Source organism: Companilactobacillus zhachilii (assembly GCF_003606365.2).
In the GTDB taxonomy this organism is placed as follows: Bacteria; Bacillota; Bacilli; order Lactobacillales; family Lactobacillaceae; genus Companilactobacillus; species Companilactobacillus zhachilii.
Window position 1 is genome coordinate 2,549,176 of the sequence record NZ_CP031933.2, and the last position, 18,919, is coordinate 2,568,094.

The window sequence follows — 18,919 nt, forward strand, 5'->3', positions numbered from 1 at the left end:
TGACCCTTATTTTAGGCAAAAGCCTCTATTTGTATTCAAAATTTCAATAAGTGGTGGATATTGGTTGTTTAGTGGTCAATTTTGGCAATTAAAAATGGATTCAATATTATCTTTAAATACACAGCGCAGGCAACTAAATGACAATAGAATACTTCTATTGTCATCGGCTTCCAAATAAAATGTGCCGTACATATAATTCTACGGGATAGAATTTTTTCCATTCTAGATAAGTTATCCAATTGCGTATAAAAAAAGGACCAATCATCTGCTTGGACCTCGAAATAGAAATCTTGACCATCCACTTAAAAGAGCATCGCTTATCTGCGCATAAAAAAAACACCTCATTAAGAGATGTTTTTAAATCCAAAATCATTCATCAATACGATTTGGCAAAGAAAACATAGTTCATTTCATTCTAGTTGAATAATATTCTCTGAACTAAGCAAAAACTCCTAGCGCAGGAAGGATAATATTCTCATCTTAAATAAACATTATTTATTTGTTAATGACGTACTTACTTTTTTCTTGTTAGAAACAATTGTTGCAATGAATGGTACTAGAAAGATCACAACGGCGGCAATAATAATTGGAAGTCTACCTGCTTTAGCAACTAGTCCCAATAGAACACCGATTGTATTAAAATCACTGTCTGACCAGTAAGTAGCTGAGAAGCCAAGTGGTCCATATAATCCAGTTGCGACCAATGGCAAGAAACTAAGAATAATACCACCAAGAAATGGTCCAATTAGAGCACCTTTGCGACCACCAGTAGCGTTACCAAAGATTGCTGCAATACCACCACAAAAGAAGTGCATCACAATACCTGGAATAACAATTGTAGTACCAATGATTATTTGTATACCCATTGATAACAAACCACCAAGTAAACTAACCAAAAATCCAGCTAACAAAGCGTTTGATGTACCCTTAAACAAAATAGCAAACGGATATCCTGGTACGGCATTTGGAACAATTTTTTCACTGAATCCTTTGAATGCTGGAGTAATTTCTGTCAAAAGCATGTTAACACCTTGAACTAAAACAATTATACCACCAGCAAATTGCGCAGCCTGTAATAGTGCCCATACGTATGGATTAAGATCTGTTAATTTTTCAACATATTCCGGACCTGCGACTGCTGTTACAACAAAGAATAAAATCGTCATGACAATCATAACTGATACATTACTGTCTTGTAAAAATTCTAATGATTTTGGAAATTGAATATCTTCAATAGACTTTGATTTTTTATCTTTATTTACCATTGAGCCAATCTTTGCAGCAAACCAATATTCCAATGTACCAAAGTGAGCAAAACTCATATCATCGCGACCAGTAATAATTTTCATTGTGGGATGAGCGATGGCTGGAAAGGTAATCAAGATAACACCCAGAATCATTGAACCAAATATAATTGATTCGAGAGTATTTAAACCACCCAATACCATGATAGGTGTAATACAGCATGCCATATAGAAGGCATGGTCACTTGATAAGAAAACGTATTTAAACTTTGTAAAACGAGCTAGAACGATATTCAAAATTAAACCAAAAACAAAAATGAACGTTGCAATCGTTCCATATTTTGCTACTGTGACACCGATGGCAGCTTCGTTACTTGGAATCATACCGTGCATGTTGAACGCTTTCATAAATAGCCTACTGAAGTTGTTTAAAGATGCAACGATGATATTTGTACCTGCCAATAATACGACAAATCCGATAAATGCTCTGAACATACCACCTATGACATCGGTAAACGGCTTTTTGAGTGCGATTAGCCCAACCATTACTACCAACCCGGCAATAATCGACGGTTGGCTTAATAGATCAACTATAAATTGCATCATCTATTTCCTCCTAAGATTTTATGCCTTACCTGCTGAACCAAATACGCGTAATCTTTCACTGATTTCTTTTTCGACCATCTCAGTTTCCCAGATGCTTACATCAGAAATAAACATTTGCTTATTTGAATCTCCTTCTTCAAGCTTCTTTTGAACACCTAAAGCCACACGATGAACCATCTCCGAATAATAGTTAATTTTACAAATACCATTCTCAACAGATTTACGATATTCTTCATCTTTAAGACCAGATGCACCATGAACCACTAATGGAAAATCAACTAAATTAGAAATTTTTTGAAGTCTTTCAAAACTCAGATGTGGCTTTTGAGTATACACTCCATGAACTGTTCCATAAGCAATCGCTAACATGTCAATACCAGACTCATCAATGAAAGCCTTTGCTTCTTGTGGATCAGTATACGTTTTGTTTAAATCTTTATAATCAACGTCGTCTCCACCACCTTCTCGGTTCATTGGACCAAGTTCTGCTTCAACAGATATACCCAACGGTTTAGCAATTTTTACAATTTCTTTTGTTCGTCTAAGATTTGTTTCAAAATCATCTCCAGATGCATCTATCATTACTGATGTAAACCCTAATTTCATTGCTCGAACAATATTATCAAAAGTTTCCCCATGGTCAAAGTGCACTGCAACAGGAACTGTTGCCTTCTTTGCTATGTTAATCATAACAGGTCCAATAACATCCAAAGGTACATATTTATCATGTAATTCAGCAAACTGGATAATGACTGGAGAACTTTCTTTTTCGGCAGCACTCACGATTCCTCTAACCATTTCGATGTCAGTAACATTAAACGAACCTACTGCATAGTGTCCCTTTTTTGCTTTTTGTACCATATCTTTTGTATTAACTAGAACCATTATAATTTTCTCCTTATAAGTTACGTAATTTATTTTCAAATTTGTATAATTCAATATATTTTCTAAATTGGTCATTATAAAACTTAACGTTTTCAGGAATTGGTTTGAAGACCTTATCCGTTGTAACTAATTTCTTCATTGCTGTTTCAAATGAATCAAATAAACCAACCGCAACACCAGCCATAATAATTACTCCCAAAGTACCTGATTCCTTCATATGAATACGGTGTACTTCAGTATTCAAAATATCAGCTTTAATTTGTAACCAGGTATCTGAACGTGAACCACCGCCGGTCGCCAATAATTTATTTATTTTGATATTTCCATATGCCATATTTTCCATATTGATACGTTGTTCGTATGCAACGCCTTCCATCAGTGCACGATAAATGTCTCCTTTACGTGTCACACCTGAAATACCCATAATCATTCCGCGAGAATCTTCGTCAAAGTATGGAACTGCGGCACCACTGAAATGTGGTAGTACAAGAAGGTTTGTTGGCTTCTTAGCTATGTACTTGTTGAAAATATCGTAAACTGAAACCCCAGAGAGATTAGCTGCTGAAACTTCCTCTCCACCAAATGCATCACGGAACCATTTCAAACTTGTTCCACCATCATAAATATATGAAACAGTTGTATATGTATCATCCATATATGGAATTGTTGGATAATTTTTTTCAGCATTTTGCTTAAGTTTAGAAGTATCCTTGAATATCGGTGATAGGTTATCAACTGATCCCATCCCATTAGTACAATCTCCCTCATCAATGGCGCCTGCACCAATTGAGACACAAATTTGATCATGTGCACCTGTAACTAATTTCATACTATTGTTTATTCCAAGCTCATCCGCCAACTGGGGCTTAATTTTACCGACTATTGTACCTAGGCGATATGTGTTAGGCATCTTTGATTTATCAATTTGTGCAGCCGTTAAGATGTCATCATCCCAATCATTGGTTGTAACATTAAAAGCCAACGAACGGTCAGCCAACGTATAATCTATTGCAGCAACTCCACCAAGTCTATAAAGTATGTAAGCCCCATATAGTAGAATTAAATGTGTTTTCTCATATACATCTGGCCGATGTTTCTTAATCCACATAATTTTAGGCACTGCAAACGTTACTGCTGGATTCAATCCTGTTTTCTCACGTATTTTATCAGCTGAAATATTTTGTAATAACTCATTTAGTTCGTCCTTACCTCTACTATCAGTTTGAAGTAAAGTCTTCATTAAGGGGTTTCCATCTTTATCAACCGCAACAAATGCCTCTCCAAACGATGAAACACTCATTGCAAGAATTTCTTCATTTACAAAGCTCTTGGAATCCTTCATAACTTTTTTGGCGCTTTTCCAAACAATTTCTGGATCCAACTCATATTCACCTTCAGCAGGTGTCTCGGTTTGATATTCTTGATAAGAAGCAGATATTACATTTCCCTCGTTATCTGTAATTGTGCTCTTTACACCTGTTGTTCCAAGGTCTAGTCCCATTAATGCCACATTACTCACTCCATTCAATTTTTATTTATGTTTAAAGCGTTTTCATTTGGCCTTACAAGAGTCATTATATGAATTATGAAATTTTATTGCAATACTTCAATCAATTATCGAAATTATTTCATTTTTTTGCATAATTGCCTATCTTTTTGCAAATTTTGTTTCAAATTTACAAAAAAACAGAAAAGTCTAAATACCCACAATTAACGATTTTTATGGATACTCAACTTTTCTGCTTTTTATCAATTCCAATACTACTTGTTAAAAACTACGCCCCTTTGTTTTATAAACAAATCACTTATTTGTATTAACTTATTCATTTAATCAGAAGTTCTTGAAATGGGTCAGGAAAAAGGTCCTATGTTTATACCACGTGCTTTAAAAATAATGATAGTTTTGTCACAAGCTCATTCCAAATCAACAATCGATTATACAAAATATATAGTTGTAACATGCTGTAAGAAACGATAAATTTTAAGTTTTCAACAATCTGTCTAATAAAACTAGCATTACTTGATAACCAACATAATAATGTTAATATTTCCTTATGTACTCATGTACTAAATTTTCCAACTAAAAGGTACATAAATAACAATAAAAGGGATGTCTCTATGATTCCGAAAAAAAGACAAGATGAAATTTTAGAGTTGGTTCAAGAAAAGCAATACTGTGAATACTCTTTTTTGGCAAAAAGGCTTTTTGTTAGCGTAGCTACTGTGAGAAGAGATGCTCAAGAAATGGAATCTCGTGGACTTATAAGAATAGTTAAAAATGGTATCTCCACAACCAATGAGCCTAAAGACCTAGCAGCTGATTATTCAAGAACAGTGAACCTTGACAAAAAGAAACAGCTATCTGGGTACGCAGGAAGTATTATTACCAACGGTATGAGTCTATTCATTGACTCAAGTTCCACTTGTTTAGTATTCATGCGAGAAATTTCGGAAATCGACAATTTATACATTGTTACCAATGGTATTGTAGAAGCCCAAGAATGTTTTCATCATCCTAACTGGCATGTAAGTCTAATTGGTGGTGAAATTAACAAAACGTTACAAAATATTGGTGGCCCAAAAGGTATCCAAGATATAAGTAACTATCATGCAGATTTATCTATTTTTTCATGTAGAGGTTTAATTGAGCAAGGTGCCTCGGATGCTAATGAGAATGAGGCATTTCTAAAACGTGCTTTTGTGAATAATTCAGATAAATCTTTATTGCTTGTCGATAGTACAAAAATACATAAACATAATTTGTATCTTGGAGCACAAATGAGTGACTTAGACTATATTGCCACAGACATGCCACTTCCCACTGATCTGGCTTTAGAAGCTAATAAAAATAACATTTCATTACTAAGCTAATAAAATAGTACTATAAACTATCACAAGGTGGATACTGGTCTAGCTTTATTTATAGAAGTTTTTCTTAGAATCAGTATCAACAATAAAGTATGAACCAAAATAATCCGCACTCTCAAGAATGAGAATACGGATTATTTTTATTACTTTTCAACACGGTCAGTTATTTAGTGCTCACGCTATCTTTACTACTATCCAGTATTTCTTTGTGCTTTTTAATTAATAGCCTGACGAACAAATCCATCTGCCTTTTCTAAATCTTTTTCAGCTTCATTTTTGTTACTACATTAGATATCATTACAATTGCATCTTTAACAGAATAGTCCGCTTTTTTTAGCGTTTCTAAAGCCTTAGTATCATTCACATTCGTTACTTCCGTAATAATATCGATAGATCTTTGAACTAACTTTTTATTGGTTGGCTTTAAATCAACCATCAAATTACCATAAGTTTTGCCGATTCGAACCATAGCTGCAGTAGATAACATATTTAAAACCATCTTTTGTGCGGTTCCAGACTTCAATCTTGTTGATCCCGATAACACTTCTGGACCAACGACCACCTCAATTGCAACTGTTGCATGGTGACTTATCTCAGCGTCATTATTACATGACAATGCCACTGTACTTGCTCCCACCTCAGTAGCATAATTTAAGGCTCCTATCACATAGGGGGTTCTTCCACTGGCGGCAATGCCAACTACTGTATCCTTATATGTCAAACTTCTTATCTTTAAATCATGTGCTCCTAGATCTACGTCATCTTCAGCACCTTCTACCGCAGTTGTCATTGCTTCATCTCCACCAGCAATAATTCCTTGAACTAATTCGGAATCACTTCCAAACGTTGGTATACATTCTGCAGCATCTAGCACTCCCAAACGACCACTCGTTCCTGCTCCCACATAGAATAATCTTCCGCCAGATTTAAAAGATTCTGCAATAGCATTAACAGCACTGGTTATGTGCGGCAATTCGCTCTCTACTGCATTTGCCACTTTTTTATCTTCATTATTCATAACTGTGACTATTTGTTCCGTTGTCATTTCATCTAAATCAGCTGTTTTTGGATTATGACCCTCAGTTGATAATTTTTTTATTTCCATTTTGCTCATCCCTTGTTTGATCATCTTATCACCATTAATTGGAAGCTTATATTGAAAGAGATTGGAATTAAACTTCCAATCTCTTAATAAGTATTACTTATTCTTTAATTCATTTATTTCTGCCTGCATACTTATCATTTGTTCTATTAAAGTTTGTTCACTCATGGTAGTCATAAATTGATCTTGAGCATGAATCAACAATAAAGATATTTTAGTTTTACCAGACATGTCTGCAGTAATCAATTTAGTTTGAACATTATGTGCCTGAGTTAATTCATGATCACCTTCTGACATCAGAGAATGTGCCTTTTCAATATTACCTTCTCTTGCAATTTTAAGGGCATCATAAAATGTACTTCTGGCCGTGCCACTATGGGTAATAATTTCAAATATTTGTTGTTCTAAATCTTCCATTTAAAATCCTCAATTTCTACTTAAAATCTCATGACAAACATATAAGTTATTATTCCTACAGCAATCATTGTCTGAACAGAGAAACTAAGATATTTTTTCCAATTAAATTTTTGTTTTTGATCAATATAAAGAAGAGTATATGGGAAAAGTAATCCTATACTAATAACATTTCCAAAGAACATAAGCCCTTTAGAATGAAAATAATCATTTAACATGATGATTAATAAATTTACAATTGCTAATCCCAAGATAAATACTACTGATCCTAAAAATTTGGGCTGTATTCTTTTGGACATCATATTAGTTTGTTGCAACCTCCTCGCTTGTTGAAGATTCAGCGTCTTCATCTAATCCTTCTTGTTCTTTCTTTAATTCTGCACGATCATACATACGAACAAATGGATAATAAATAACTACGGAAATCAAAATATTTATTAGGCACAATACAATTGCTCGCCAATCACCACCAGTTGCAATATACGCACCAATTGGAGCCGGTAACGTCCAAGGCGGTTGTACGAACATCATATTCACAAATCCTAGAGAAAAAGCAAACCAAGTTACTAGAACCATAACCATTGGTGCCAAAATAAACGGAATTAAGAAAATTGGATTCAACATAACTGGAAAACCAAAGATAATAGGTTCATTAATATTGAAAATTGCGGGAACTAAACATGCACGAGTAATGGATTTTGTATACTTAGCTTTACCAATCATAACCGCACAAATAATTAAACCGATTGTGGCACCAGAACCACCAATCCAAATAAACCACTGGAAAAATGTTTCTGGAGCGATATGTGTTGGTGTTGCGTGATTTGCAACTTTTTCAGCATTTTCAGTAAAGTATTGTAGCCAAATAGGTCTTGCCACTGAACCAACAATTGAATCGCCATGAATACCAAAGAACCAAAAAAATACAACTAAAAATGCTGGAATAATGACACCAGGTAAAGTATCCCCAGCCTTAACTAATGGTGAGAATATCCATTGGATAACTTGCTCCAAATTAATTTTAAATACAACATTAATCATTGTCATTACAAGAATGATAATTGCTGCTGGAATAATTGCTTCAAATGAATGTGCTACTGAACTTGGAACCTGTTTAGGCATCTTAAATGTCCAATTATGCTTTACACACATGTGCATAACTTCAACTGCAAATATGGACAAAATCATACAAGGGAAAATACCTACTGATCCCAAACTTTCCATAGGTAACATTAACCCTTGTTTTGCAGTCACGGGCATAATACTTAGCAAGAATGCAGCTACTGAAAGTTGACCTCCTTGCAGTGGGTCCATTCCATAACTCTTAGATAAGTTATATCCAATACCGAAACATATATATAAGGACATAATCCAAAAGGTCAGTCTATATGGAATCAAAATCTGTAATGCATGCTTTGTTGCCCAAATATAAAATCCCCAATCCTTCGGGATGGGTGGAAATGCAATAATTAAAAAGAAACTTCCGACGATAATCAACGGAATGGCCGATACAACACCATCACGAATGGCTCTCAAATGTCTTTGTTCGGAAATCTTTGACATTGGTTGAGCAAACTTCGCGTCAAGCGTATCCAAAAGCTTATTCATCTTTATCTCCCCAATCTTTCCTAATTAACATATATATTTTTCCTACTTATTTATCATATCCAAAATATGCTTACCACCTAATGGACTATAATCGCGTGGTGGAATATTTCTTATTTCTACACCTTTTTGATCAGCATATTTTTTGAATGTATCAAACCTATTTTTGACTTGTGGGGCTACGAGAATAATATCCCACTCATTTTGTTCAATAGCATCTTGTGCTTCACCAGAACCTACAGCGCTACTAGTTACGTCCACGCCTGCCTTTTTGGCTTCATCATCTAAGGCTTGTTCAACAATTGCACTAGACATACCACCTGAACATACAAATAATACTTTCTTCATAATTCTCACTCCTTATTTTTTGAACGTTGCTCGTTTATAAAGTTTTTATACCATTCAAAACTATCTTTTTTATATCTCTTATAGCTACCATGACCTTCATTATCAGCATCAACATAAATGACCCCATAACGTTTATCCATTTCACAACTACCAGCAGACACAATATCTATAATTCCCCAAGCCATATAAGCCCTAACATCAACACCTTCTTCTTTGGCTTTAATGATTTGATCAAAATGTTCTTTGAAGTAATCTATCCGATATTGATCATGTATCTCACCGTTATCAAGTTTGTCATGGGCTCCAAAGCCATTTTCAGCAACAATAACCGGTTTCTGATATCTGTCATAAACCTTATTCAAAGTATTTCTCAAGCCAATTGGATCAATTTGCCATCCCCATTCACTTGCTTTTAAATAAGGATTCTTAGTAGTAACAACTAAATTTCCGGCAGTTTGAGAAGAATTTTCTTGAACAGTACAAATCGATGAAGAATAATACGAAAACGATACTATATCCACTGTATTATTTTTTAATAGCCTCCTGTCCTCCTCACTTATTTCAAAGGTTACATCATGCTTTTTAAAAAATGGCTTTGCATAATATGGATACTCACCTCTTGACAAAATATCCATGCAATACCATTGGTTTATTTGTTCATCCTTAACTAATTCAAGATTATCTTCGGGACTAGGTGTCAATGGATAATAACAGAAGCAACTAACCATAGCTACAAATTTGCCAGGTAAATTCATTTCCCTGCCTAATTTTACAGTCTTAGCATTAGCTACAAATTGATTATGCAATGATAGAAAGACATCGTTATATGCATAATCCTTATTTTCATTTTTGACTAAACTTACTCCATTAAATGGACTGAAATATCCTGCATTGATTTCATTGAATGGAAGCCAAAAATCAATTAAGTCACCCCATTTAGCCATAACAAATTTTGAAAATCTCATGTATAAATCAATGGTTTTTCTATTTGTCCATCCACGATATTTTTCAACTATTGCCAAAGGCATAGCGTAATGATTAATAGTTAAGAAAATCTTAATTCCATTCTCATGCAGCTTTTTTATGATTTTGTCATAATATTCCACACCTTTTTCATTAGGTATTTCTTCTTCACCTGTTGGATATAACCGTGACCAACTAATAGATAATCTATAAAGATCTAAGCCCAGTTCCTTAAACAGATCCACATCTTGGAGACCATATTCATATCCTTTGGTTCCTTTTCTAAAGGGATAAAATTTATCTGAACTTGGATCCTTAGCTTCTTCAATCAACTTCTTTGTTAGCAGTCTAGTAGCTGTTGTTGCATCACTAGTTCGCGGTAAATATGGTCTGCAATCCTGTGTATCCATACCTTTACCATCGGTAAATCCACCTTCATACTGACTAGCAGACGTTGCACCGCCCCAAAGTATTCTATCCATTATGTAACCCCTTTCATTTATGATTTCATATTATCACGTAAGAAAAGTAGTTTCAATACATTTTGAATTTTAATGAAATTTAATTTCTTAAGATTCAAAAAAAACAAGACGAATTAAAATCCATCTCGCATTGATTTTTTATATTCATTAACAGCTTTTCGAGACTCACTGATTCTATCCTTTGACACGTCAAAATATCTACTTACATAAGAATAATAGACAATATCCACCAGCATAAATTGTGCATGTAGTGATTGTGTCGCGGCAATTCTGATTGAGCTTTCCATCGGTTGTGAAGTTTGAACAGATATATCAGCCATCTTACTTAATGAATTTGATCCCAGTTTAGTCAAGGTCACAACTTCCATACCACTATTTTTTGCATGTTCTGCTGCTAAGATGACCTCGGGAGATTCACCACTATTCGAAATTAACCACAAAATACTATCGTTTTTGTCGCCATTTACTATTAGAGGTAGCACTTGATTCAAATCATCATTAGCTACACATAAATGTCCTAGACGTGTCCATTTTTGAGCTATATTTTCCGCAACTAAAAAAGAAGCCCCAACACCAAATAAAATAATCTGTTTTGAATTTCTAAGGTGTGAAACCAACTCATTAATGGTCTCTTTTTTCACCAAATCAACAGTTTCCTTGATTGACTCCTGTGCATTGTGAAGAAGTTTTTCTTTTATAGAATACAAATCCTCATCTTTATGTATTTCCTCATACAGGTTTGGATCATTACTGTTGGTCGTTAAATCTGCTGAAAGTTGTACTTTTAATCCACTATAATTCAAAAATCCAATATGCCTTGCAAAACGGCTAACGGTCGCAGCACTTGTATTAGATTCTTTAGCCAGCTTATGCACATTCATATTAACTACATCTCCCTGATGATTTAGCACATAGGAAGCAACTTGCAATTCAGTATCGGACAGCGAACCTCTGACACTTTCAATATTCCCTCTGACAGTCATAAATTATCTCCCCATTTCAGATGATATATAGTATAGACCAAATATTATAATTTATAAATTAAGCTTTTAGAAAATAATTTTCTCATTATATTCATCACTATTGAAATTAAATTTCATTAATATATAATTATTGTATGAAAGCGTTATCAATTTTACAAGGAGGAATTACAAAAAATGTCATACGTGATTGGGCTTGATTGCGGTGGAACTCATATTGTCGGCCAGCTCTGGAATAAGGACTCAAGAGAATTAATTACAGAGGTTAAATCCGGACCTGGAAATGTTGTTATGAACTATGCCCTAGCTATTTCCAATATAGTTAATACAATTCAAGAAATCTTGGATAAAAATAATACTATACAAATCGAACTTATTCTAGTAGGTATTGCAGGCATTGAATCTTCAAGTAAAACAAATGAAGTCATTTCATTACTAACTAACACCTTTAACGTACATGTAGAAGTTATTAGCGATGCAAAATTGGCACTTCTTAATGGTTTGGAAGGTCGTGACGGATCACTAATCATATCAGGAACAGGATCAATTATATATGGAAGACAAAATAATACTTTTTTACGCGTAGGAGGACTTGGATACATTTTAGGCGATGAAGGTAGCGCTTATGACATCAGTAAACGTGCTTTACAACAGGTTCTAAATAGAATTGATGCCAACAAAAAATCATTATTACAAGCTTCCTTATTCAGCGGATTGAACGCTCATACAAAAAACGAAGCCATTGCTCAATTCTATACTAATGATAGAAAAGAAAACGCAAATTTAGCTAGAATTGTAGCCAAAGAAGCTGAAAATAAAAACCTAGATGCAATTGATGTTTTAGACTCCTGTTCTAAGTCACTGGCTAATCAAGCAATTACTATGCTTTCACAATTCGAAAAACCAATTCCTAATACAATTGCCTTATCCGGATCTGTTTTGAAAAACAATGAGTTATTCAATAAAAAGTTGAGAATGTATATATCCAATAAATTTCCCGAATGTGAATTTGTAAATATAACCAGTAACAATGCACATGGCGTACTTTTTTTTGACAACTGGAAACAAAGCAATTAATTATTATTAAATGCTAATCGCATCAAACAAAAACAGCCATAAGAAATATTCAAAATGAATATCTCCTATGGCTATTTTCTATACCCAGACTCTTTTTAATTCCATAATCATCACTTACTTCACAATCTACCGCAATTAAACATTGTTCCCATAAGCTTCAAATTGTGTTAAAGCCGGAAAGGTAGATGCATCTTTATCTTTAATTAGGTTAAACAGTTTTAACCAAGTTACCCTTCGCTTGTCCACAGCAAATACCTGGCGTTCTTTTGTTTTATTTAAATTAAATGATTGAATTGAACCATCAGAAAACTCAATTGAAATTGTAGTCCAATGACTATCATGTGGATAATCAGCACGTAAAATAATTGCCAACTTATCTAGTTCCACTTCTCTACCAAAATCAATCTTCATTTCAGCATCTTCTTGTTGATTGATGCCCCATGATTGAAATGGAAAATTGCCATGACTCTCATTTGCTACGATACCATCGATTGCATTCTTACTGTAAAACACATATTCTCCTCGTGTTTCTGCATTTGCTGTGGCATGAGGATAACTAAAATCAGCGTCATGTTGATCGTGACTATTTTCTGCCAAATTACGATAAGAACTAATCTCATCATCTGTAGCATAACGTACAGTTACATAGTTATTTCGTGTTTGAAATGCACTCTCTGGATATGGCCATTCACGCTGCAAATTAAACGGAATTTTATATTGCCAAGAATTCTCTGTTACATAAATTAATGCTGGTTTAATCGCAACATCCAATTGAACAATTAAGTATCTGGGTGCTTCATCAATAACGATATTATAAAAATCGTTTAACTTGTAATGATGATGAAATGCAAGATAAGTTGAATTCATTCCACTACTTTCCTTGATAACATCTTTCCCATTGATTAACTGTAGTGTAATTTTATTATCCATTATTTACCCCCATAAATTTATCCAATTCCATTCTTGTTGGATAACCATCACTATCACCTGCATCTTGAACGGCCAGTGCTCCGATTGCACACGCACGTTTAACAGCATTTTTTATTCCAATATCTTCTAGTAATCCAGAAATCATTCCTACTGCAAATCCATCGCCTGCACCGACTGTATCAACTACATTCTCTACTCTGTATCCATCAATTAATTGTAATTGTTCTCCCCTAACCTTTAGGTAAGCGCCACTTGGTCCAGCCTTTATTACCACCGCTTGTGTTATGCTACTTTGATTCAAATAGAAATCAGCTATATCTTCAGGATCATCAGTCCCCACCAATTGTTCACCTTCATGAATTCCCGGCATAACAATTACTGCCTTACTAGCCAAGTAATTTAACTTTTGTTTCATTTCCTGCTTATCTAGCCATAGTTGCGGACGTATATTAGGATCATATGTAGTCACTATTTCCCTATCGTTTGCCATATCCATCAATTTTTCAACAGATCTATAACCATTCTCAGAAATTGCAGCCATAATGCCTGAACAATGAATCAAACCAACATTTTCAAAATCTATTTTTTCCAAACTATCAGTGTTGTAATGTGATGCCGCTGAATTTTTTCGATAATAAAATATATCTGGATCACCTTTATCTACTCGTTGCTTTAAATAAAAGCCTGTCCAATAATCATTATTTGTCTCGATATAATTCGTGTGTATCCCATTTTGTTCAACTTCTCTTTTTATCGATTGTCCTAACGGATCATTTCCGATAGCTGTAATATATCTAGATTCTATTCCTAATCTAGAAACACCCACTGCAACATTTAATTCTGCACCTGCTAGATATTTTTTAAAATGTTTTGCGTCCATTAATTCAGCATTAAGATCTTCGGAACTGAAAACAATCAATGGTTCGCCAATAGTTAAAAAGCTTTTCATATTTCCCACCTCTGAAAAAAGGCCGCTTATTAGCGGCCTTCACTGAATTCTTCTATTAACGTACCAAGTAACCGCCGTCAACAGCTAAGATATGACCATTAACATAATTTGAAGCTTTACTTGCTAGGAATACTGCAACTCCCATCAATTCTGATGGTTCTGCCCAATGATTTGCTGGAATTCTATCGAGAATTTCTTGATTACGAGCTTTATCTGCACGAATTGGAGCAGTATTGGCAGTCTTGATATATCCTGGAGCAATTGCGTTAACTTGAATGTTATAAGGTCCTAATTCACTGGCAAAGGCTTTTGTTAAACCAGCCACACCATGCTTTGAAGCAGTGTATGAAGGAATAAACTTACCACCTTGGAATGAAAGCATTGATCCAATGTTAATAATTTTTCCTGATTTTTGTTTTGCCATTTCTTTAGCAGCGGCTAATGACATGTGGTAGACCGCATTTAAATTAATGTTAATAACCATGTCCCAATCTTTATCTTTCGATTCAAGAAGTGGATTACGACGAATCATTCCGGCATTGTTGATAAGAATATCAATGTGACCATATGTATCAATAACATGTTTAACAACTTCTTCAGCAACGCCTTCCTTTGTCAAATCGACATCCATGAATTCAACTTTATGACCGCGTTTTTCAATCATTGCACGAGTATTGTCCCATTCAGCTGTACCGAATGTAGGAATAAAGATATCTGCCCCAGCTTCGGCCAAAGCAACTGCATATCCTTGTCCCAAACCAGTGTTACCACCTGTAACAACGGCAACCTTTCCTGTTAAATCAAAAAAGTTCATTTTGAATTGATCTAATGCTGCTTCATTTGCTTGAATTTCTTCTTTTGATTGTTCCATTTTATTCACCATTTTCCTTCTCATTTTTAATTTATAATTTTATTTCAAATCGTTCATTGCTACTTGATCCATATCATCATAAGTTTGGTTTTCGCCACACATTGCCCAAATGAATGAGTAATTTGTTGTTCCAACACCACAATGAATTGACCAACTAGGATTAATTACAGCTTGCTCAGGTGATAGTACGATATGTTTAGATTCGTCTGGCTTGCCTAAGAAATGAAATACACGTGTATCTTCAGCACCAAAATCAAAGTACATGTAAGTTTCCATTCTGCGTGCATGTGTATGTGCTGGCATCGTATTCCATGATGACCCTGGTTCGAGTACCGTATAACCCATTTGTAATTGGCAAGTATCCATTTGTGAAGCATCAATATACTTGTAAATTGTACGTTTGTTCATATGTTCTTGGTCACCCATTGGTTTTGCTAGGGCATTTGCGAATGGTAATTTTTTATCTGGATAAGTCTTATGTGCCGGTGTAGAAACCACATAGAATTTAGCAGGGTTTTTAGCATCCTCGGATTCAAAGATCACATGTTTTCTACCCATACCTACGTAATAGCCGTCATGGTTGACCATCTCTTCTTTTTTACCATCGATAGTAATTGAACCCTTACCACCGATATTGATAAGTCCTAATTCTCTACGTTGTAAGAAGTACTCAACGCCTAAATCCTTATCAAGTTTAATCTCCAATGGTTCATCAATTGGCGTTACACCACCAAAAATCATACGATCATTGTAAGTGTAAGTTAGTGAGATATCACCATCCTTGAATAAATCTGTAACTAAGAATTGATCTCTTAGTTGCTCCGTAGAATAGTTACGAATGTCCTCCGGACTATGTGAATAATTAATGTTCATTGAAAATGCCATAATTTCCTCCTATTAGATTTCTTATACCGAAACATGATTTCTTTTAATATTGGCAAAAAATTTTATAGTAATCGATTATATTCACCATTCTCTGAAATAACCAAATCACCATAGTAAGGTTGTCCATTGACGTAATAAACTTTGTCTCCAATAAAGGTATTCTCATGTTCTAAAACTACATCAATCTTAGTTCCATCGTTTAAAGCTATTTCAATAGGATAACAATATGTATCTAATACATCGGTATGTGAACCCGAACGAGTTGCCTGCAATTTAGTAATCGTATCCACATCAGCATCGTTTCCAACTGCAAAATAACTAACAAACTGATTTTCAAACTCAGAACTAGTAACAATTTTTACTGTACTTTCCTGCTCATTATATCTAGGTGAATAAATTTGATTCTCTGCTTGTTTGATCTTGTCTGAAAAGAACATTTTAAATTTCTTATTGTCTGCTTGACTCAAAACAATACTTCCATTCTCTTCACTAGCTTCAGCAATCAACTCAGGTGAAAGAATCCAATTATTCTTTTTTAGATGTTTGCCTTTTTGTGTACCGACATCAAATATCAGTGCAAGCTCATGTTTCTTAAACCAAATAAAATATCTTGTATAATTAAAACAATGTTCTTTATCAAAATAACTAGTAACAACAACATCATAATTCTCAAAATGCTTAACTTGATTATTTCCTGGAGTTGTTACCTTCGCATACTTCCAGGAATCATGTGGAACAAGTGGATATACATCATCGATACTAACAATATTATGCGATGACCCTGATTTTAAGTTTCGTCTAATTTCAGAATCGATATAAGTATAACGACCTGGATCAATCAAAATATTTTGATTATCAATTGTCAAATCTATGTGTCCTAATGCTGTATGACCATGTCCGCTACCTAAATCTCCGTTATAACAATGCCAATAGTTTCCTCGTTGATCCTTCATATAGTAATTGCCTGAAATAGTTGCATCAAGATACGAGCTAGAATTTTCTTCTTGTGTTCTAGTTAAACTCAAATTGTTTAATGAATAAAATTCGAGAGGGATGAAATCATATTTTGTTTCACTCATTTTTGAATTTAAGATCAACTGTGCTGATGCTATCAAGTCTGCTGTTTCAATAGCATCCGTATCTCCTTGTTGCAAAATCTTACTATTAGGTAATACAAAGTAATCGAAAGCTTTCAACATCAAACGAAGTTTTTTAATGATGACTTCGGGAAACTCCAGACCATTATTTTTATATGCAGCATATACACATAAAGTGCTTCTGAATACTTCAATAAAATATAGTGGTGACTGTTCCCAATGAATTCCGTCATCATCGACTTGAAGTTCCATCTCTGTAGTTAATTTATGTAAAGCCCAGCTTACTAAATCAGCACTAATAACATCTTCATTAACTGCATTGAAACAAAGTATTCCAGTTGTAATCAGAACACCCCAATTACTCAAATCATATTTATCAATATAGTTTTGATTCAAATACTCTGCTTGTGCTTGAATAGTCTCGTCAATTTTAATTTTTTCTATATCAGTTAATAGATTTTTCTTCACTAACACTTTATAAACAAGGGACCAATTCAAAAGGCGAATTCCAGTATCAATTGTTCGCCAAGCAGTGTATCGATACTTAATTTGATCATAATCATTTTGAATCCAATCCATCATAAAGCGCTTAGCTTTTAACAAATACTTTTCATCATTGGTATATAGATAAGTAATTAATAAATCTTGTAAATATTCCTGACGATTCAACACATATAACCACTCAGGGTCTCCGTTAGGCGACTTATGCCAATCTTCTAGTTGATATGTAATTGGCGATGGTTCCATATTATAAACATGTTGAAATAGAAACTTATTCTCTAAAAGTAATTTTGAATTATTAAAATATAAATCAGTATAGGCAACTTGATTGTTTGACAACAAATTTTTTACGGTAGATAAATTATCACTCATTTTCTTCCTCTTCTATCTTGCTAATGATTCCGTATTTATTGACATTTACAACAACATTAGATGCTACTTTTAGTTTGATTTTGTCACCATTAATTTTTTCAATAACACCAGTAATCCCATCTCTCAGTAAAACCTCATCATCTTTCGACAAACTTGCATAAAATTTATCCATCTTTGCCTTTTGCTGCTTCATTTGTTTGTTACGAGAAATCGGAATTAGTACCACATAGATAACAACTAGTACTATTAATGCTGCTATTAATAAATAATCAATTAGATGCATCCTTCATCACTGCTTTCATTTGTATCAGCATCTGCAACCATTTTTGAACTTGGCAAATACTGCATCATAGGGATAGAAACTTCAATAACATGGTTAATCTGATCTTCAATGTTATCTTTGTTAAGTTGATCCATACTATTCTTCAAGTAAAGATCAAAGATCGCATTCATGGATATTCCAGAGATAATATATTGATTTTCTTTAGCTGATTCCAGAATAACCTGTGCAATTGTTTGAAACGGTGCTCCACCAGTTAAATCTGCAAAAATAATAGCGCTTTCATTGGTGTTTAAAAAATTTGTGACATCTTTCTTAAATTGTTCATGAGTTGTCTGTTCATTCAAGTTGAAACATGTAATATCATCCCCAGCACCTGATAATAATGTTAGTGCTGATTTAATTCCTTCTGGATAGTTTCCATGTCCAATAATTCCTACACTATATTTCATAATTCAAT

General features: G+C 34.1%; 18 protein-coding genes and 1 pseudogene. 2 read left to right on the plus strand and 17 right to left on the minus strand.

The features are described from left to right. Positions 1-491: 491 nt before the first annotated feature. Genes D1B17_RS11730 through D1B17_RS11740 form a run of 3 tightly spaced genes read right to left on the minus strand, consistent with a single transcriptional unit; the run spans position 492 to position 4,245 of the window. On the minus strand, positions 492-1,847 hold the full coding sequence (locus D1B17_RS11730) for a PTS ascorbate transporter subunit IIC (protein WP_120144153.1): 1,356 nt from the start codon (positions 1,845-1,847) through the stop codon (positions 492-494). A gap of 21 nt (positions 1,848-1,868) precedes the next feature. After that, a complete protein-coding gene (locus D1B17_RS11735; RefSeq protein WP_120141516.1) occupies positions 1,869-2,735 on the minus strand; it encodes a class II fructose-bisphosphate aldolase in 867 nt (288 codons plus the stop codon). A gap of 13 nt (positions 2,736-2,748) precedes the next feature. After that, positions 2,749-4,245, minus strand: coding sequence for an FGGY-family carbohydrate kinase (locus D1B17_RS11740; protein WP_120141513.1), 1,497 nt, complete (start codon positions 4,243-4,245; stop codon positions 2,749-2,751). Positions 4,246-4,853: 608 nt separating this feature from the next. Between D1B17_RS11740 and D1B17_RS11745 the strand changes: the two genes are divergently transcribed. Next, the gene (locus D1B17_RS11745; protein WP_120141510.1) at positions 4,854-5,606 is read left to right on the plus strand and encodes a DeoR/GlpR family DNA-binding transcription regulator; all 753 of its coding nucleotides are present in this window, start codon (positions 4,854-4,856) and stop codon (positions 5,604-5,606) included. Positions 5,607-5,818: 212 nt separating this feature from the next. Here D1B17_RS11745 and murQ read toward each other — a convergent pair. The 7 genes and pseudogenes from murQ to D1B17_RS11780 all read right to left on the minus strand — a co-directional run bounded on the left by murQ (position 5,819) and on the right by D1B17_RS11780 (position 11,500). Then, positions 5,819-6,708, minus strand: a pseudogene (murQ, locus tag D1B17_RS11750) (N-acetylmuramic acid 6-phosphate etherase). A 93-nt stretch (positions 6,709-6,801) separates the two neighbouring features. Beyond that, complete coding sequence (locus D1B17_RS11755; protein ID WP_120141508.1) at positions 6,802-7,122, minus strand: PTS lactose/cellobiose transporter subunit IIA; 321 nt, start codon at positions 7,120-7,122, stop codon at positions 6,802-6,804. 20 nt (positions 7,123-7,142) lie between these two features. Then, positions 7,143-7,436 carry a hypothetical protein gene (locus D1B17_RS11760; protein ID WP_137432132.1) on the minus strand — a complete coding sequence of 98 codons (294 nt, stop codon included), beginning with the start codon at positions 7,434-7,436 and terminating at the stop codon, positions 7,143-7,145. Continuing rightward, positions 7,423-8,727 (minus strand): PTS sugar transporter subunit IIC, encoded by a 1,305-nt coding sequence (locus tag D1B17_RS11765; protein ID WP_120141503.1) that lies wholly within the window; start codon positions 8,725-8,727, stop codon positions 7,423-7,425. Before D1B17_RS11765 ends, D1B17_RS11760 begins: the two co-directional genes overlap by 14 nt. A 42-nt stretch (positions 8,728-8,769) precedes the next feature. Next, positions 8,770-9,072, minus strand: a complete 303-nt coding sequence (locus tag D1B17_RS11770; protein ID WP_120141500.1) for a PTS sugar transporter subunit IIB — start codon at positions 9,070-9,072, stop codon at positions 8,770-8,772. 5 nt (positions 9,073-9,077) lie between these two features. After that, positions 9,078-10,517: a glycoside hydrolase family 1 protein gene (locus tag D1B17_RS11775; RefSeq protein WP_120141498.1), complete on the minus strand. Its 1,440-nt coding sequence runs from the start codon at positions 10,515-10,517 to the stop codon at positions 9,078-9,080. 113 nt (positions 10,518-10,630) lie between these two features. Then, the gene (locus D1B17_RS11780; RefSeq protein WP_120141495.1) at positions 10,631-11,500 is read right to left on the minus strand and encodes a MurR/RpiR family transcriptional regulator; all 870 of its coding nucleotides are present in this window, start codon (positions 11,498-11,500) and stop codon (positions 10,631-10,633) included. A 174-nt stretch (positions 11,501-11,674) separates the two neighbouring features. On the opposite strand from D1B17_RS11780, the gene D1B17_RS11785 reads away from it, so the two are divergent. Then, positions 11,675-12,574: a BadF/BadG/BcrA/BcrD ATPase family protein gene (locus D1B17_RS11785; RefSeq protein WP_120141493.1), complete on the plus strand. Its 900-nt coding sequence runs from the start codon at positions 11,675-11,677 to the stop codon at positions 12,572-12,574. A gap of 135 nt (positions 12,575-12,709) precedes the next feature. Here the strand turns inward: D1B17_RS11785 and D1B17_RS11790 are convergent, their stop codons facing one another. From D1B17_RS11790 to D1B17_RS11820, 7 genes are all read right to left on the minus strand, one after another. Then, a complete protein-coding gene (locus D1B17_RS11790) occupies positions 12,710-13,504 on the minus strand; it encodes a hypothetical protein (protein WP_120141490.1) in 795 nt (264 codons plus the stop codon). Continuing rightward, complete coding sequence (locus D1B17_RS11795; protein WP_120141487.1) at positions 13,497-14,453, minus strand: sugar kinase; 957 nt, start codon at positions 14,451-14,453, stop codon at positions 13,497-13,499. Before D1B17_RS11795 ends, D1B17_RS11790 begins: the two co-directional genes overlap by 8 nt. Before the next feature lie 55 nt (positions 14,454-14,508). Further along, entirely contained in the window at positions 14,509-15,324 is an 816-nt protein-coding gene (kduD, locus tag D1B17_RS11800) for a 2-dehydro-3-deoxy-D-gluconate 5-dehydrogenase KduD (RefSeq protein ID WP_420868397.1), read from the minus strand. Between the two features lie 39 nt (positions 15,325-15,363). Continuing rightward, positions 15,364-16,209 (minus strand): 5-dehydro-4-deoxy-D-glucuronate isomerase, encoded by an 846-nt coding sequence (gene kduI, locus D1B17_RS11805; RefSeq protein WP_120141484.1) that lies wholly within the window; start codon positions 16,207-16,209, stop codon positions 15,364-15,366. Positions 16,210-16,271: 62 nt separating this feature from the next. Continuing rightward, complete coding sequence (locus D1B17_RS11810; protein WP_120141482.1) at positions 16,272-18,179, minus strand: heparinase II/III family protein; 1,908 nt, start codon at positions 18,177-18,179, stop codon at positions 16,272-16,274. Beyond that, positions 18,172-18,462, minus strand: coding sequence for a preprotein translocase subunit YajC (locus D1B17_RS11815; RefSeq protein ID WP_120141479.1), 291 nt, complete (start codon positions 18,460-18,462; stop codon positions 18,172-18,174). Before D1B17_RS11815 ends, D1B17_RS11810 begins: the two co-directional genes overlap by 8 nt. Then, positions 18,453-18,911, minus strand: coding sequence for a PTS sugar transporter subunit IIA (locus tag D1B17_RS11820; protein WP_120141477.1), 459 nt, complete (start codon positions 18,909-18,911; stop codon positions 18,453-18,455). The genes D1B17_RS11815 and D1B17_RS11820 overlap by 10 nt, the downstream gene beginning before the upstream one ends. Between the last annotated feature and the right edge of the window lie 8 nt (positions 18,912-18,919).

Coding starts and splice junctions, on each gene's coding strand:
- D1B17_RS11730 (WP_120144153.1), bottom strand. CDS start 1,847: ATGCAATTTATAGTTGATCTATTAAGCCAACCGTCGATTATTGCCGGG.
- D1B17_RS11735 (WP_120141516.1), bottom strand. CDS start 2,735: ATGGTTCTAGTTAATACAAAAGATATGGTACAAAAAGCAAAAAAGGGA.
- D1B17_RS11745 (WP_120141510.1), top strand. CDS start 4,854: ATGATTCCGAAAAAAAGACAAGATGAAATTTTAGAGTTGGTTCAAGAA.
- D1B17_RS11755 (WP_120141508.1), bottom strand. CDS start 7,122: ATGGAAGATTTAGAACAACAAATATTTGAAATTATTACCCATAGTGGC.
- D1B17_RS11765 (WP_120141503.1), bottom strand. CDS start 8,727: ATGAATAAGCTTTTGGATACGCTTGACGCGAAGTTTGCTCAACCAATG.
- D1B17_RS11770 (WP_120141500.1), bottom strand. CDS start 9,072: ATGAAGAAAGTATTATTTGTATGTTCAGGTGGTATGTCTAGTGCAATT.
- D1B17_RS11775 (WP_120141498.1), bottom strand. CDS start 10,517: ATGGATAGAATACTTTGGGGCGGTGCAACGTCTGCTAGTCAGTATGAA.
- D1B17_RS11780 (WP_120141495.1), bottom strand. CDS start 11,500: ATGACTGTCAGAGGGAATATTGAAAGTGTCAGAGGTTCGCTGTCCGAT.
- D1B17_RS11785 (WP_120141493.1), top strand. CDS start 11,675: ATGTCATACGTGATTGGGCTTGATTGCGGTGGAACTCATATTGTCGGC.
- D1B17_RS11790 (WP_120141490.1), bottom strand. CDS start 13,504: ATGGATAATAAAATTACACTACAGTTAATCAATGGGAAAGATGTTATC.
- D1B17_RS11795 (WP_120141487.1), bottom strand. CDS start 14,453: ATGAAAAGCTTTTTAACTATTGGCGAACCATTGATTGTTTTCAGTTCC.
- kduD (WP_420868397.1), bottom strand. CDS start 15,324: ATGGAACAATCAAAAGAAGAAATTCAAGCAAATGAAGCAGCATTAGAT.
- kduI (WP_120141484.1), bottom strand. CDS start 16,209: ATGGCATTTTCAATGAACATTAATTATTCACATAGTCCGGAGGACATT.
- D1B17_RS11810 (WP_120141482.1), bottom strand. CDS start 18,179: ATGAGTGATAATTTATCTACCGTAAAAAATTTGTTGTCAAACAATCAA.
- D1B17_RS11815 (WP_120141479.1), bottom strand. CDS start 18,462: ATGCATCTAATTGATTATTTATTAATAGCAGCATTAATAGTACTAGTT.
- D1B17_RS11820 (WP_120141477.1), bottom strand. CDS start 18,911: ATGAAATATAGTGTAGGAATTATTGGACATGGAAACTATCCAGAAGGA.